Raw genomic sequence first — 15,638 nt, forward strand, 5'->3', positions numbered from 1 at the left:
TGCGACTTCGCCCTCCCGCGGCTTCACCTCCGTGCTGCTTCTCGGATCACGTTACTACTTCGTTCCCATGCTATTTCTCCGGATCGCGCTACTACTTCAGCTCGCGCGACTTCTCCGGATTGTATTAATTCTCCGGATTATATTAATTTTCCGGTTCGCGTTTTAGTGCACCCGGCTCAAGTTCTGCACCTGCAGGCGCAGAAGCGGGAGTGGCAGGTTCGATAGTGGTGCCGCGCCAACGGGAAATTGCCCGCATTGCGTGATAGAGAATAATTGCAGCAAAGGATCCAAGGGCGATACCTTCGAAGACCATGCCGTTAACTATCCAGGTGTAGTTCGCGATTGCGAGCACCATTGAGATGGCGGCAGTGTTCAAATTTACCGGATCGGAGAAGTCCACTTTGTTCTGCACCCAAATCCGCACCCCGAGCATCCCAATCATTCCGTACAATACTGTTGCTGCACCGCCAAGTACTCCTGCCGGAATTGTGGCGATTAACTGCCCAAACTTCGGCAGCATTGAAAGTATAAGCGCAATCGCCGCAGCCACAATATATGCTGCCGTCGAATAGACGCGGGTAGCTGCCATTACGCCAATATTTTCCGCATAAGTGGTAGTGCCTGAACCGCCGCCGCTGCCGGCGAAAACTGTGGAAATGCCGTCGGCAAAAAGTGCCTGCCCAGTTACGTCATCCAGGTTCTTACCGGTCATTGCGGCAACAGATTTTACGTGACCAACATTCTCTGCAATCAGCACGAGCACTACTGGCACAAATAGTCCGAGCAGCGACGGGTCGAACGCGGGAGCGCGGAACTGCGGAAGTCCCACCCAGTTTGCGCTCGCAATTGCGGTAAAATCCACTTCGCCGCGGACACATGCCGTAACGTATCCGATAATCACGCCGATAAGAATCGAAAGTCGCCCAATAATTCCTTTAAAAAGTACTGTTACTAATACAATCGAGAGAATCGTGCAGACGGCAGTGACCGGGGCCTGCTGCACATTATTCCACGCTGCAGGAGCAAGATTGAAGCCGATGAGCGAAACGATTGCGCCAGTTACTATCGGCGGCATCAGCCGGTCAATCCATTGCGCTCCGGCAAAATGGACGATTATGCCGATGAGCGCCAGAGTAGCGCCGACGGCAATCACGCCGCCTTGAGCGAGGGCTGCTTTGTGCGGGTCAAGCGTGCCGCCGCCTCCGGAAACGTATCCGGTTACTGCGCCAATGGGGGCGATGAGGGCGAAAGATGATCCGAGGTACGAGGGGAGACGTCCGGCGGTGATCAGCAGAAAAATAATGGTTCCGATGCCGGTGAAGAACAATGTTGTTGCCGGATCGAAACCAGTTAAAAGGGGACTAAGAATGTGGCGCCAAACATTGCCACCACATGCTGCGCGCCAATACTGATTGTGAGCGGCCAGTGCATCCGCTCGTCGGGTGCTACCACTTCACCGGGTCCGATATGTGTGCCGTCGCCATGAAGTTTCCAGGTGAAAACTTTTGCCATAATTTCTCCCTAAATAGTTAATCAGTTACTTGGTTGGTTGGTCGGTTGGTTGGTTATTGGTTGGTTGGGCAGTTAGCTAGCCAGTTCCGAATCTGGTTGCGGGAACTTGCCGAATCTGGATGCTGGAATTGGTGCGTATTCCATTCCGGGAAACGTTTAGTTCCGGGAAACGCTTCAGCGCTGTGAACATAATCTTGTGCGAATATGCCATTTGTGTGTTTTTTCAGTTATACAAGCGGACTATTCGCAGGAATATTCTGTCCGCACAAATATTTCACTTGGATATATTCGTTTTTCCAAATGCTCTGTCCGTACAAATACTCTTTTGGGTAGTTGTTCTGTTACGCCAGGTTGTTTCTCGGTAATAGTAGTTTCTTCAGGAGGTGCAGCGGAAACTGGCAGCATGTTAGTGTTTTCACCGCATTTTGATATCACGGCAGGAGTGAAAGAGTGCCAGAATGGAGACTGGTATTCAAAAAATGAGTTTTGCTGCCGGCTGTGTACGGCGTGTTGTTTTTCAAGTTCGTATTAGTCTGTCCCAAACCCGTTCTATCCTGACCGGCAGTGGAAAGCAGAGTCTTTGATCCATTGACTCGTGTAAGCGGCGGTGAAATGCGCGATTTTGATTAACGACGGTAATCCCGTCGTTCCTGTAAGGCTGTGACCAACGGAAATGCAAGCGATTCCGACGGCAATAATTGCAGCCTGAGTTCCCGTCACCAGTTACGTGAAGAAAATTAGTTCCCGCCGCCAGTTACGTAACGAACCTGACTTCCCGCGATCAGTTAAGTAAGGAAACAAGTTTTGCCGTCGGTTATGCAGTGCTTGTTCTTTCTGTGTATTACCCCGAAGTCTTGCTCGGATTGCTATTTTTGCTGCAAATCATGCTGCCGTGTCATTGATATCGTCACAGGATTAATCCCGTTGTGCAGGATTAACCCCGCTGCACATCATTAATGCTGTGAATCGTCCTGCTGCAGCATTAATGATTGCAAATCCTGCTGCAGTGCTGTCTTATGCTGCAGCGCCGTCAAATTTGTACAGAATTTCAAGATGTTCCACGATTATGTCATCTTTCGGATCGAAATCACCGCCGATTTGTGCGAAATCGCGTCGGAAAAAGTCTTCATGTTCGGCTTTCCATTGGTTGAAGGCTTCCGCTTCGTTTGCTGCGTCTTCATATTCGCCTTCAAGCTGCGCGATGGACGCCGGAACTTCAGTGAACGCGAAGATTTCGACTTTGGATGTGCGCAGGAGTGCCCGCGGGCGCCCGCTGCCGTCGCAAAGAATTCCTAAATCGCCGACAGTCGGGTAATCTACATCTTCGGCGAGATAAGCCGGACCGTAGCTGCTGGTTGCACGTTTCTTCCCGGCGAGTACTAATTCGCAAAGCCGATCAGCCATTTCGGCGGTGTCTCCAAAAGCGAAAGCAGCGGGCCGAAGTGATATTAAATCGTCTTGCCCGGTAAAAGCTTCGGCTTGATTCAACTGGGCAGCGTTGATTGCGTGGGTCCAGAATGCGTCGAGATCGACGGTATTTGGTTCGATAATCTCAGTCATCTTTTGCTCCTCGCTGATATGGTTGTTTATTGCTTTGTACTGCGGTTTTGGTGGAACTATCTGGGTAACTGCTGCGGGTTTTGCCTATTTAACAGTTTATTTAACAGTTTATTCGGCTTTCCGTTTAACCGTTTGTGTTATCGTACGCATGATTACCTGCAGAATCAATTGGCGCCGGAATTAGTTAGCTCAGAACCAGCTAGTTCCAGAACCAATTAGCTCCGGAATAAATTATGTACAGAATCGGCTGCGAGCTGAGTTGATTATGTGCAGAATCAGCTGCACGCTGAATCAATCACATGCGGATCCGATTACACACAGACTGCACTCGTGTGCAGGATTAATTGTGCACTCGTGTGCAGGATTAATTGTGCGGTCTGGCGCAGATTCGTCTCCAAAAAATCAGCTGCATGATTTTGAATTTTTGCCGGGATGGTTTCGTGTATGAATAAACGGTTTCGTGCACGACTAATCTGCAGGGTGGTATCCAGGGTTGTCTGCAGTGTCATCTGTAATGTCATCTGCAGGATTAGACGCGGGATTGTGCCCGGGATTATGTGCAGCAATTCTTTCAACAGCGTCTTGCACGTATTTTGTTGTCAGAATTCGGGAAGCTGCGTTTAGCGTGAAGATTCCTCCGAGCACCGCAGCTAATTTTGTGTGTTTCTTACTGAGAAAGGCAGCGCTAATCAGGGCGCCGCCAATTGCTGCCTGCCCCGTCGCCACAAGCGAAACCAGCCAGGGGCGTTTCAGGTACATCCAGCGGTAGGCGTTTGCCACATCGGAATCCATCACCCCTTCACCAGCAACTTCCCACGCAATCGTTTGCCGGAGCGTTTCGGTGCGGGAGCCGGGGGTAAAAATTCGCGAGCCAGGAATATTCGCATTTGTGTCTTCGATGGTGGTTTTTCCGCCAAGGAACGGCAGGGCTGTTTCGGGTACGCCAAGCAGTTTTGCAAGTTTTTCTGCACCTGCTGCCGGCTCGTCAAGGAGTGCTGTGCGCACGTCGTCAAAAGATACATCGAGAATATCGGCGACGGCGGTGCGGGCGATTGCCCCGGCTCCAAGTTCGGCCCGCACAAAATTTATGCCTTTTTCTGAATTTATTCCGCTTTCTGAGTTGCTAAACCATTCGAAAGGCGGCATTTCACCTTTCCATTCCCAGACTGAGCGGCGTGAATTTCGCAGTACGACGAGAGTTGGGTCGGTGAAATCATTTTTTCCGAGCGAGAGTTCAATTGCTAATTCGGGGCGGGGAAAAATCCGGCGGGGGTGCTTTAGCGAGTCGCCTAATGCGATTGCCTGCAGCTGACCGACTTTGAAATTGAGCAGTTTTGCGTTCTCGTTATTTGCCATGATCGGCAGTTCGGAAAGCGGGAAGTCTCCGATTAGCAGCGTTGGGCCGGCAGCGAGACTAGGCGCTGCAGCGCCGGTGATTAGGTCTTTGGGAGATTGCTCTGCTTCCGGTGGTGCTTCCGGTGGTGCTTCCGGTGGTGCGTATTCGGTTTTGGATTTGCTTTTGTTGTTTTCGGTATGGGTGCTGGTCCCGGTATTTGCTGTGCCGCCGGCTGAGTTTTCGGGCAGGTCTGCAACGAGCAGGTCTGCTTCGTCTACACCGACGGCGCCGATATCAAGCGGACCGTGGATTGTTTTGCCGTCGAATTCGACTGAAACTTTTCGGAGCTGGTTTGCGAGACTTTCGAGCACTTCACTTGTAGTGTGACCGAGAATAATTTCGCCTTCCTCATCGAGTGTGGCGACCCGCCGCCGCCGTCCAGCCATCGCTAGTTCAAACTTGAAAATATGTGCAGTTCCGGCGGGATTGTTGGTGTGATTATTCTCTGGATTACTGCTGGAACCGCTGTTTTTGCCGGAGTCTTCGTTGTCAGCGTGCGGATCCGCAGTGTTTGAAAATTTTTCAAATTCGCCGCGCCCAAGCAGGCGTTCGCGCGCGAAAAATTCTTGAATCTGGGCAGCTGATGTTAGCTGCGGGTCGAGCAATTCGATTTTGCCGGTGACTGTGCGCCAAGAAACCATTGCGATGCCTTTCTAATCTGGGTGTTAAATATCGGCAAGTACAGACAGACGTAGGGGGCGGGTGAAAGCGAGAATCTTTATCGAACTTGCTGATGTTTTCTTATTTTCTAGCCTCTCTGCTCTTTCTACGCTATCTCCTCTCAAGCTTACCGAAAAACGCTATCAATTAAGAGTCTAAGTGTGAAAATGCGGACGAGGTTCTGTGGAAAATAAGGTCGCGTAATGTTATTTGCGGACAATCAGCATAAGAGACGCAATACTAAGGTGTGATTTCACGTAAGCGGCTGCATAATCTTGGCGAGGTTACGTAACTGGTGGTGAAATGATTGCAAGCTGACGTAAGTGGTGGCGGGATCGACGGTGCAGTGCTTGCGGGTTACGTAACTGGCGGCATAATTTCCGCGAGCACACGTAACTGGTGGCAAAATACGCGGTTTTGTGTAACGACGGGAGAGCCGTAGCTATCGTGAGTTTGTGACCTGCGATAATGCAAGTGATTTCGACGGCAATAATTGCAGCCTGAGTTCTTGCCATCAGTTACGTAATGAAACTGAGTTCCTGCCACCACTTACGTAATGAAACTGAGTTCCTGACACCTGTTACGTAAAGTTTCCTACTTCTTGCCATCACTTGCGTGGTTTTGGCGTGTCCGTCGTTAATTTACGTGAGGAAGTTAAGTTCTTGCCATCAGTTACGTAGTGAGAACGAGTCTTCACTAGCTGATTGCGCGGTATTGCGGATTGATTGCTTGGGGTGGTGCAATGAATCTGGTGGTTGTTCGGGTGGAAAGCGGTGTTTTTGCATAGATCAAGCCTGACCGCTGTGCAAAAACAACGCTTGGAACCGCCCGAAATCGACCCAGATAATTAGCCCAGACTAAACCGCATTTTCGGAGCGCAAGACTACAGCCGTCGGCATAGAACACAGGGAGAAATTATCTGATCCCGTGCGTGCCTGAATCGGCAGCAGCATCGCGTGCGTGCCTGAACCGGCAGCGGCATCATGCATCCCCGAACCATGCAGCCCAAAACTAACCAACGTGCCTGAACTATGCGGTACCGGGCTAATTAGGATCCCGCGCGGAACCGGTCGATCTGATAGAGCGCAATTCCGGTAGCGACGGCAGCATTCAACGATTCCATTTCAGCGGAAATCGGGATAGCAGCAAGCACGTCGCAAGTTTCACGCACGAGACGGGAAAGTCCTTTGCCTTCGGATCCGGTCACAATCACGAGGGGCATATCGGCGAGTTCGAGTTGGTCGATCATTTCACTGCCTTCACCGGCAAGCCCCACCACGAAGTAGCCGTGTTCTTTCAGATTTTCGAGTGCGCGGACAAGGTTCTTTTCGCGGGCGACAGGCACGTGCGCCATTGCCCCAGCTGAAACTTTCCATGCAGTCGCGTTTACGCCGGCAGAGCGGCGCTCGGGGAGCAGGATTCCGTCGGCGTGAAAAGCGGCGGCAGAACGCACAACGGCACCAAGATTGTGCGGATCGGTAATTGAATCAAGGGCGACGATTAACCCCTTGCGTGAACCGTACATTCCGGCTTCCGCTAAATCTTCCGCACTGACGTAATCATAAGGCGGAACTTCAATTGCGACGCCTTGATGTACTGCACCGTCGGTCATTTTGTCGAGTTCTGGGCGGGTGACCTCCACAAGCGGCACTCCGCCTTTGGCGGCAGCACGAATAATTTCTGCCACGCGCTCGTCGTTAGCTAACGCGCTGACGAGAAATACGCGGGTGTAAGGAATTCCGGAAGTGACGGCTTCAGCTACCGGGTTGCGTCCGGCAATCAGTTCGTGATTTTCCGGAAGCTGTAAGAAACCGCGCAGTTTCGGGCCGGATTTTTCGCTGCGAGCGCTTCGGCTGCTTTCTTGCGTTTATAGGCTGGATGATAGGTGCGGTCTTCAGCTTTCGGAGTCGGACCTTTCCCCTCTAATCGTGCCCGGCGCTGCCCGCCGGATCCGACGCGCGTACCTTTTTCGCGCCTTTCCGCACAGCTCCGCGGTTTCCAAAATGGCCTGCCATATTTCCTGTTTCCTGTTCTGAAGTTTTTGTTTATTTAATGGCCGATATTTAGTTATTTAATAACGGCTATTTAGTAACTATTATTTAACATGTTTCATAACGACGGGGTGCGGGTGCTGCAGCGGGGTGAAAATCTCTTGCGGTTATTCACTGCTTTCATGCTTTTACGCTTTCATTCCGCTGCGCTTTCATTCTTCTGCATTCTTCTATAGGCGTCTGCAGGCGTCTATGAAATGTCCGTCGTTAATTTAATTGTGAGAATTAAATTATGGGGTTAACTGTTAGGCGCTCAGCCTAGCGAAGATTCACGAAATTTTCCAGCTGATTACAAATTGCAAAATCTATTTACGAAATTTTCCAGCTTGCCCCATCTTTTGCATCTTCGACGCTAATTCCGGCAGCAATCAGTGCGTCGCGTAATGCGTCGGCACGCGACCAGTCTTTATCGGCGCGAGCTTGTGCACGTTCCTGCAAAATTCCTTGCACCAGCGAATCGAGTGCTTGATGTAATCTCCCGGAGCCGTCGGCGCCCTTGCGCCACACGGGTGAGAGCGGGTCTAGCCCAAGAACGTCGAGCATTGCCCGCACAAGCAGCTGTTCACGGCGAATCTGAACTGCATCTTTCGCTGCAATCGCGCAGTTACCGCGTTTTACATGTTCATGGATTACGGCAAGAGCTGCGGAAACGTTCAGGTCGTCGTCGAGGGCAGCGCTAAATTCGTTTGGATAATCGCCGGCGGTAAGTGCAGCAACTTCCGCTAGCGGCACTTCGCCGGCTATGCCGACGGCCCGCTCCGCAAAACCGTTTAAACGCTCCCACACGGCTCCTGCTTCGGCAAGGGTCGTTTCAGAATAGGCGACGGTGGAACGGTAATGTACCGTGCCGAGCGCGAGCCGCACGAGTACGGCCGGATGTTCTTGCAAAATATTTTCGACGGTAAGCGAGTTCCCTAATGATTTGCTCATTTTTTCGCCGTCGATAGTGACCCAGGCGTTATGCATCCAGTATTGTGCAAAACCGTATCCGGCTGCATGTGATTGGGCTTGTTCGTTTTCGTGATGCGGGAAACGCAAATCAATCCCGCCGCCGTGAATATCGAAACTTTCGCCAAGATACCGTGAACTCATTGCTGAACATTCAAGATGCCAACCTGGGCGGCCGCGCCCCACGGAGTGTCCCAGCTTGCCGTTGCCGGTTCGGTTGGTTTTGCTGCTTTCCATAATGCAAAATCTTGCGGGGAACGCTTATCTGGTTCGGAGTCGGACCCGTCGGTGTGTAAATCTGAAAGCGACTGGCGGGTGAGCGAACCGTAGTCCGGGAGTGAAGCGACGTCGAAATATACATTCCCTGCTGAGCCGACATATGCGTGCCCGGCGTCGAGAATCTTTTGGATTAGCTCAATCATTTGCGGGATATGCCCGGTAGCGCGCGGTTCGTAAGTCGGGCGGAGCACTCCGAGAGCTTCATAGGCGGCAGCGAATTCCTGCTCAAAACGGTACGCCCAAGCCCACCAGGGGAGTTAGCTTCCGCGGACTTGTTTAAGATTTTGTCGTCAATATCGGTGACATTGCGGACCATCGTGACTTCGTATCCGCAGCGTTTCAGCCAGCGGACGAGCACATCAAAAGCGAGTGCTGAGCGCATATGCCCGATATGCGGTGCTCCCTGTACGGTAGCTCCGCAGAGATAGATTCCAACTTTGCCTGGCTGCAGCGGATGAAATTCGCGCAAGGAGCGCGCGGCTGAATCATAGATGCGTAAACTCACAGCTCTAGCCTACCAATTAAGTTCCGGAAACTCACAGCTTATGTTGTGTAAGTTTGCGGGGATTGAGGGTATGCGGATTTGCAGGGTTGGGGTTGGGTTCGTGCGTTGAATTGTATGCGGTTGCGTAAGCGGCGGAGGGATTTTTGCGGGTTTGCGTAAGTGGCGGCAAAATCGCTGCGGCCTTACGTAACTGCGGGCGAAATGCACGGTTTTGGTTCCCGACGGCTATCCCGTCGTTCTGGTAAGTCTGTGACCTGCAGGAACTCAAGCGCTTTCGACGGCGGAAATTCCAGCCGAAGTTTTCGGCACCAGTTACGTAATGAAAATGTGTTTTTGCCGCCAGTTATCCAAGGTGAATCGTCGGTTTATATGGGTAAACAAGTTTATTATTAACTTGCTAAGAGACTTATTGCCGTCCTAAGAGATATTGCAGAATCCGTTTTCGTCGGTGAAACAACAGTGTTTGTGCAGTTTTTAATCCGCCGAAAAGTAATAGCGGTCCAAGTAATATGCCAAGTTTGAACATGCTGGATATGTCGTAAATTACGGCTAAAAATGCAAGCGTCGACGGTGGAAGTGAAATAGTGAATAACGTCAAGAACTGAATTGCCATTACGCGAAGATGATTTTCTTCCCGGCGCATTATTGGGTGCAACTGCCCGATTCGATACGGTATCAACACTGAGATTACCAGGGTGAAAGTCACCGACCAGCCAAGAGTAAAAAGTGCGATTCCGAGTGTTTCTGCCCAGGAATCTGGGGAAATAAAAATTGCAGTTCCGGTTATTAAACTTCCGAGCAGGATTGACGGGAGAATTATTCCGAATCTTCCAAACGAATCCGGGCTGCCGTATGCGAGGTTAATCCAGAAGCTTCCGCCATGGATTGCGACCGTATTTTCGGCGAGAATCCCGCAGACGATACACCCGCTAACGGTAATGATAGTTGCGTTAATCTCCGGTGAAATTCCGGTGGAGTTTCGGGCGATGGCGCTTAAACTGAAAGTAAAAATGATAACGCACAAGGCAATAGCTGCGTTGATGAAAAATGTGCGGGAAATCAGGAGCTGCGAAAAACTCCAGATTACTGTTTCTGTGCGTGCCGTCGTGCAAAGTTTCCGGTTTGCGAAAAATTTTCTTACACCCCAACCGGGATTGCGATTAGGGCGGCATAGCTGAAAACAACACCAGGCAAGCAGTGCGGTAATGCTGACGGCAAGAAGTCCGGTTAATCCTCGGATTCCAAGGAAAATCCAGAGCGGGATAGCGAAAACTAATGATTCAAGGCTGAAAAATGCAGTAGAACTTGCCAAAATAAATGCGCGGAAGCGGGAGATGCCGAGCCGGCACAGTGTGTGGCGATTAACTGGCTGCCGAGAATTAGTTCCTATCCCAAGCAGTCCTGCAATTATGATAACTATGCCGGAACGTATGGTCGACGGAAAATGGAGAGTTAATAGCGCAAGCTTTTGGGAGAGAAAAATAAGTACTAATTCCAGGCAGGTAAGCAAAAGGATGCTGGAGGGCTGCGTTAGTGTTTCGACGGATGCAATCCAGCGGATTGCCACAGATTCGCGAAATTGTGTGAAGCTCTGATGTGATTTAGGCGGATTCATGTAGAATCCTTAGAATGTCGGTGTAAGTAAAGTTTTCTGCAGCAGATAAAGCAGCTGCTATCTTCCCATGTGCCATCACTATTACGTGTGAACATTCGTCGGCTACGAAACGAATATCGTGCGATGAGCAAAGGATAATTCCGCCGTCGTTGCAGTAGTTGTGCCATCTTTTTGTGATTCGCTCTGCTGCGAGCGGGTCTATTGCCTCAAGCGGTTCGTCAAGGATTTGGGCGCGGGTGGAAGCCATCATTGCAGCTCCAATCGCGGTACGTTTTCGGTTCCCAGTTGAATAGGCGGAAATTGGTTTTGTGCCGCGCGGTAAATCCACGATTTGTGCAATTTCCTTTGCTTGTGATTTTGCTTCCGAAGCAGACAATCCGCGCATTATCCCGACATGTTGGAGAAAACGTAAACCAGTGGCAGCTTCGACAAGCTCTGGAATTTCTGGAACACAGCCCAACAGTGCGCCTGCTGCGGGTGTGCCGATTGGAATATTGTTTATTACGGCTGTTCCGGACGTTGGCTCAAGCAAGCCGCAAAGAATATTAAGCAGAGTTGATTTACCTGCGCCATTTGCTCCGACGATACCCGCCAACGAGCCAGGGGGATGTCGAACATGATGTTTTGCAGTGCTGTAAATGCGCCAAAAGTTTTTGAAATAGATTTTACCGCAAGTGTAGAAGGATCCATATTGGCAAGTGTATTCGTATTTGCCTATCACCTTAAATGTAACGTATCGGTTAGATATATAGGGAGTGATGGTATGGGAGCTGCAGCGGCTGGTGTGGTGGTATTTCTGGTAGCGTTTTTCGGATTCCCGGGTAAAGCATACTAAGAATACTTTAACATCTGGAACTATCGGAAGGGTGAATCTATATTGATTCGCCCTTCTTGTACGTAATAAATAAAAGTACAATGCTTATAAATCGTTAGAAATCTGGCTAAAGTGTTTGATAATAAGAGAAACAATTTTAAAACGAAAGAATAGAGAAAAGACAATTCCGCGGGTGCTGCGGGTTTACGTAAGTGGCGAATCGCTGCGGCCTTACGTAACTGCGGGCGAAATGCACGGTTTTGGTTCCCGACGGCTATCCCGTCGTTCTGGTAAGTCTGTGACCTGCAGGAAATCAAGCGCTTTCGACGGCGGAAATTCCAGCCGAAGTTCTTGCCATCAGGTACGTAAAAAATTAAGTTCCTGCCATTAGATACATAATGTAAATGTTTTCCGTCGTCATTATCTTTTTCGTAAAATGTGTTCGCGATAGTTTTGGCGGTTAAGCAGCATGATTTGGTCGGGAAACCTGAAAACTGCCGCTTTTTCCTATTGTGCCAGCGGAAAATATAAATTTAAACAACTGTTTTTAGTCACTAACCCGAAAAGACAGCCATGAAGTCCGGATATGATGAGCCGGTGAGAAGCGGACTAAAATGGTAAAGAGTTATGAAGTTAAGCCAGCACCTTTCTACACCTCTGCACCTCTACGCCCCTGCGCCAGAAACTGCTGCTGAACCGGAATGTCAGCCAGACTGAAACAAAGACAAAGTTAGCATCTTGGAAAATGTCGGGTGTTTCGCATAGTTTACATATTTCGCGGCGCATACAAGTTGCATTCTGTGCACGGTTCGCGCGATACATATAATTCCCGTAGCGCACAGTTTGTATAATTTACATAACGCATATTTCGTGCAGATTGCGGAAACGGATCGTGGAAACAGATTATGGAAGATGATGAAAGAAAAAATTTTTCAGCTGTTTAATTATCAGCCGTCGCCAGAGTTGACGGTAAATCTTGAGCAGGTGCTTGCGAAGTGCTTAGAGCATAACAAAGTGTTTAATGCGAAGAACGCAGCCGAACAGTATTCTCTTGATTCTTACCAGGCTGATTTTCTGAACCGTTTTGCATGTAATAGTGCGGCAATCGAAGGGTCGACTTTGTCTGTGCAGGATACGCAGCTTGTTATTGAGGGGAATTTATTCCCAAGGATAACAAAGAGCTGTCGGATATGTTTGCTGTGCGCGGAGTGTTTGAAGGGTATGAGTACGGTTTAGCGCAAATAGCTTCTATGCGGTCTTTGAGTGAAGAATTTATAAAAGACATTCATGAGCGGACGGCTCTCGATTGCCAGCCGTATGCGCGGGGCAGTTATCGTAATTCGGCTGTGCTGATTGCGGGGGCGCCGGTTTCACCTGCTGATCCGCTGCACATACGGGATTTGATGGCGGATTTGGTTCACGCATACCGTAATTCGCGCCAAAATAAAATAGTTCGTGCCTGCGTGTTTCATATTTTGTTTGAGAATATCCACCCATTTATCGACGGAAATGGTCGTACTGGGAGGACGATTCTCAACTTAATGCTGCGTGATATGGGTGTTCCGCCAGCGGCGTTAAAAGATGCGGATCGGAGAAAGTATCTTTCGATGCTTGCGCAGGGTCAGCTTCAGTTAAATCCGGACCCGTTTGTCGAGTTCGTAATTAGTGCAATTGAGAGTGAACTTTCGCTTCGTGAAGAATTGATTATAAAAACTCGAATTGCAGTCGGTGACGCTGCGCAGTGTCAGTAATCTTTGCGGCGTCAGTGATTTGTGTGTTTGCGGTGTTGTGTGGTGCCGGTGCGAATAGTGCGTGTGGGGCGGTGTTGTGTGCGTGCAGTTGTGTGAACAATGTTGTATACGGCGGTTTAGCTCTGCCGGCGAGTGATGGTGCAGGCAGCGCGGTGTAAATAGTCCGGTGTAAATAGTCCGGTGTAAACAGTGTGGTGCAGGCAGCGCGGTGTGAATAATGCGGTGTGAACAGCGCGGTGTGAACAGCGCGCGTGAACGTGAACGCGCCGGGAATGTATCTGCTGACTCGGCCGGGGCAGACGAGAACGAATTTGCCGAACCGGCGGGAAACTTAAATTTGCAGGATTGAATAGTGTTCACTTCCACGTAACTTAAAAGTAACCTTTTTCTGAAAATGTGACGGATACGCGCTACCGTTAGAGCTATGAGCGAACACACTAAGCCGACTGACAATAGCGGACACAGCAACTTAAGCAACTTAAACGCACGCGGAAATCAAAGCAGCCAAAGCACTCAAAGCAGCCAGAGCAGCCAGAGCTTACGCAGCAATCAGGGCACGCAAAATCCGGATATCAACCCCACCCCGGTAATCCCGGTCCCTGGCGACTATGTTCCGACGGCAGCCGCATTGCAGCCGGAGGAGGCAAATGCCGGGGCGCGTGTTTTTAGCGAGCGTGTCTTTTTAGTAAGCGTGTCTGGTATTGGGGGCTTTGGGATTGGGCGTCGGCAGCGTTTAATGCTGTTGTTACGACTTTTGTTTTCAGCGTTTATTTGACTAACGAGAATCTTTTCGGTGCGGAAGCGAATTCGTGGCTGGGCTATGTGCTTGCGATTGCGGGGATGGTGATTGCGGTTGTTGCGCCGGCGCTTGGGCAGAGCGTGGATCGTTCCGGGAAGTCTGCTTCGGTGCTTACTTTTACCACGCTGCTGACGGTCGCGGTTACGGCTGGTTTGTTTTTGTTACTCCGGGGCGTAATGGGCTGTTGCTTGGTTTGTTCCTGCTTGCGGCAGGGAATGTGCTTTTGAGACCGGTTCGGTGATTTATAATGCGATGATTAATGATATTTCTTCGCCGTCGAATGTGGGGAAGGTTTCTGGTTTCGGCTGGGGGCTGGGCTATGTGGGCGGAATCGTGCTGTTGCTGATTTTGTTTGTTGGTTTTATTAGTCCGGAGGTTGGCTGGTTTGGTGTTACCAGCGCGAATGGTTTGAATGTGCGGGTGGCGATGCTTTTTGCTGCCGCGTGGCTGTTGGTTTTTCGTTGCCGCTGCTTTTGACGGCGAAGAATAAGCCGCGGCGGGATGATATTCGTGCTGCCGGAATTGTTGGGGCGTATCGGCAGCTTTTCCGTTCGGTGGCGCGGATTTGGCATGAGGACCGGTCTGTTGTCTGGTTTTTGATTTCTTCGGCGATTTATCGCGACGGGCTTGCGGGGGTGTTTACTTTTGGTGCGGTGCTTGCTTCTGCTGCTTTCGGGTTTAGTTCGGGTGAAGTGATTATTTTTGGTGTTGCCGCGAATGTGGTTGCGGGTATTGCGACGATTCTTTTTGGTGTGATTGATGATATGCATGGCTCGCGGGTGGTGATTATTTTTCGGTGGGCATGATGGTGCTTTTCGGGATGCTTGTGTTTTTCTTCCATGGCGGGTTGGGGCCGCTTACCGGGAAGCAGGTGTATTGGATTTTTGGGCTTGCGTTGTGTGTGTTTGTTGGTCCGACTCAGTCTGCTTCGCGGACTTATCTTGCGCGGATTGCGCCGCAGGGTGAGTCGGCTGAGCTTTTGGTTTGTATGCGACTACTGGGCGGGCGGTTTCGTTCCTTGCGCCGTTTATGTATGCGAATGCGATTGTGATTGCTGCTGGTGTGACTGGGCAGGCGCATGATGCGGTGGCGCATACTGGGATTTTGGGAATTGTGCTGGTGCTTTTGTTGGGTTTGTTTGCGTTTATTCCGGTTAAGGCGCAGCCGAAGATGTAGTTCGCCGGTGCGGTTGCGGGTATTGCCGACGGTTTCGTTGAACGTGCCGACGGCATGTTGTAGGTATCGCCGACGGTATAGCGTGAAAGTGCTGTTGAAAGCCGGTTCGAATGTGCAGGCGAATATGCAGCCGGCGGGTACGGTTGCCGGGTGCTGTTGAAAGCCGGTTCGAATGTGCAGCTCGCCTGAAAGCGCGGCGATATCCGCAACACCCGGCCCTGAAGAAGCAGTCAGCCTCGCAGCACTCTCCCTAAAAAGCGCGGTGATATCTGATCGCAAGTGCTGCCGGCAAAGTTTGCTGAAAAGCTGCCCGGGTTTTCCGGATTTGATTTTCCGGATTGGGTTTTGCGTGTTTTCTCGCAGTGCGGCCTTATTTCTTCCGCGCGGATAAATTCGGGTATGCTAATCGGCGGTAATGTGCAGCAGCGGGAGGTTTTCTGCTGCTGCATGATTGTGTTTATTGTTTTCGGAAGCTGGCAATGTGCAGCAGGCAGCAAACAAGCCGGAAGCACGCAAGCTAGAAGCGCGCAATCCGCAAACAAACCGGAAGCACGCAGCAAAAAGAGGGAGAA

The 15,638-nt window shown here is 50.5% G+C and carries 15 protein-coding genes and 3 pseudogenes; 9 read left to right on the forward strand and 9 right to left on the reverse strand.

The window, feature by feature from the left end; all coding sequences use genetic code 11:
• Window positions 1–142 precede the first annotated feature (142 nt).
• The 7 genes and pseudogenes from RQN30_RS08250 to cysS form a co-directional block, all read right to left on the reverse strand.
• Window positions 143–1,512: pseudogene (locus tag RQN30_RS08250) on the reverse strand (uracil-xanthine permease family protein).
• A 1,014-nt stretch (window positions 1,513–2,526) separates the two neighbouring features.
• On the reverse strand, window positions 2,527–3,072 hold the full coding sequence (locus tag RQN30_RS08255) for an ASCH domain-containing protein (RefSeq protein WP_353060062.1): 546 nt from the start codon (window positions 3,070–3,072) through the stop codon (window positions 2,527–2,529).
• Between the two features lie 468 nt (window positions 3,073–3,540).
• A complete protein-coding gene (locus tag RQN30_RS08260) occupies window positions 3,541–5,109 on the reverse strand; it encodes a hypothetical protein (protein WP_353060063.1) in 1,569 nt (522 codons plus the stop codon).
• A gap of 303 nt (window positions 5,110–5,412) precedes the next feature.
• Complete coding sequence (locus tag RQN30_RS08265) at window positions 5,413–5,643, reverse strand: hypothetical protein (protein WP_353060064.1); 231 nt, start codon at window positions 5,641–5,643, stop codon at window positions 5,413–5,415.
• Window positions 5,644–5,985: 342 nt separating this feature from the next.
• Window positions 5,986–6,147: a hypothetical protein gene (locus RQN30_RS08270; protein ID WP_353060065.1), complete on the reverse strand. Its 162-nt coding sequence runs from the start codon at window positions 6,145–6,147 to the stop codon at window positions 5,986–5,988.
• 29 nt (window positions 6,148–6,176) lie between these two features.
• A pseudogene (gene rlmB / locus RQN30_RS08275) lies at window positions 6,177–7,143 on the reverse strand (23S rRNA (guanosine(2251)-2'-O)-methyltransferase RlmB).
• Between the two features lie 345 nt (window positions 7,144–7,488).
• A pseudogene (gene cysS / locus RQN30_RS08280) lies at window positions 7,489–8,911 on the reverse strand (cysteine--tRNA ligase).
• 159 nt (window positions 8,912–9,070) lie between these two features.
• Between cysS and RQN30_RS08285 the strand changes: the two are divergent.
• A complete protein-coding gene (locus tag RQN30_RS08285) occupies window positions 9,071–9,304 on the forward strand; it encodes a hypothetical protein (protein WP_353060066.1) in 234 nt (77 codons plus the stop codon).
• Between the two features lie 13 nt (window positions 9,305–9,317).
• Here the strand turns inward: RQN30_RS08285 and RQN30_RS08290 are convergent, their stop codons facing one another.
• Window positions 9,318–10,526, reverse strand: coding sequence for a hypothetical protein (locus RQN30_RS08290; protein WP_353060067.1), 1,209 nt, complete (start codon window positions 10,524–10,526; stop codon window positions 9,318–9,320).
• Window positions 10,513–11,121 (reverse strand): ATP-binding cassette domain-containing protein, encoded by a 609-nt coding sequence (locus RQN30_RS08295; protein WP_353060068.1) that lies wholly within the window; start codon window positions 11,119–11,121, stop codon window positions 10,513–10,515. The genes RQN30_RS08290 and RQN30_RS08295 overlap by 14 nt, the downstream gene beginning before the upstream one ends.
• Window positions 11,122–11,133: 12 nt before the next feature.
• Between RQN30_RS08295 and RQN30_RS08300 the strand changes: the two genes are divergently transcribed.
• The 8 genes from RQN30_RS08300 to RQN30_RS08335 all read left to right on the forward strand — a co-directional run bounded on the left by RQN30_RS08300 (window position 11,134) and on the right by RQN30_RS08335 (window position 15,066).
• A complete protein-coding gene (locus tag RQN30_RS08300; RefSeq protein ID WP_353060069.1) occupies window positions 11,134–11,361 on the forward strand; it encodes a hypothetical protein in 228 nt (75 codons plus the stop codon).
• Window positions 11,362–12,530: 1,169 nt separating this feature from the next.
• Window positions 12,531–13,091 (forward strand): Fic family protein, encoded by a 561-nt coding sequence (locus RQN30_RS08305; RefSeq protein WP_353060070.1) that lies wholly within the window; start codon window positions 12,531–12,533, stop codon window positions 13,089–13,091.
• Between the two features lie 217 nt (window positions 13,092–13,308).
• Entirely contained in the window at window positions 13,309–13,440 is a 132-nt protein-coding gene (locus RQN30_RS08310) for a hypothetical protein (protein ID WP_353060071.1), read from the forward strand.
• Window positions 13,441–13,515: 75 nt separating this feature from the next.
• Window positions 13,516–13,866 (forward strand): hypothetical protein, encoded by a 351-nt coding sequence (locus RQN30_RS08315; RefSeq protein ID WP_353060072.1) that lies wholly within the window; start codon window positions 13,516–13,518, stop codon window positions 13,864–13,866.
• On the forward strand, window positions 13,863–14,117 hold the full coding sequence (locus tag RQN30_RS08320; protein ID WP_353060073.1) for a hypothetical protein: 255 nt from the start codon (window positions 13,863–13,865) through the stop codon (window positions 14,115–14,117). The genes RQN30_RS08315 and RQN30_RS08320 overlap by 4 nt, the downstream gene beginning before the upstream one ends.
• A gap of 10 nt (window positions 14,118–14,127) precedes the next feature.
• Window positions 14,128–14,367 carry a hypothetical protein gene (locus RQN30_RS08325; protein WP_353060074.1) on the forward strand — a complete coding sequence of 80 codons (240 nt, stop codon included), beginning with the start codon at window positions 14,128–14,130 and terminating at the stop codon, window positions 14,365–14,367.
• Window positions 14,364–14,696 (forward strand): hypothetical protein, encoded by a 333-nt coding sequence (locus tag RQN30_RS08330; protein WP_353060075.1) that lies wholly within the window; start codon window positions 14,364–14,366, stop codon window positions 14,694–14,696. Before RQN30_RS08325 ends, RQN30_RS08330 begins: the two co-directional genes overlap by 4 nt.
• Before the next feature lie 178 nt (window positions 14,697–14,874).
• Entirely contained in the window at window positions 14,875–15,066 is a 192-nt protein-coding gene (locus RQN30_RS08335) for a hypothetical protein (protein ID WP_353060076.1), read from the forward strand.
• The last annotated feature ends 572 nt before the right edge of the window (window positions 15,067–15,638 follow it).

The sequence above is a fragment of the Arcanobacterium hippocoleae genome (assembly GCF_040360365.1).
Lineage (GTDB): Bacteria > Actinomycetota > Actinomycetes > Actinomycetales > Actinomycetaceae > Arcanobacterium_A > Arcanobacterium_A hippocoleae_A.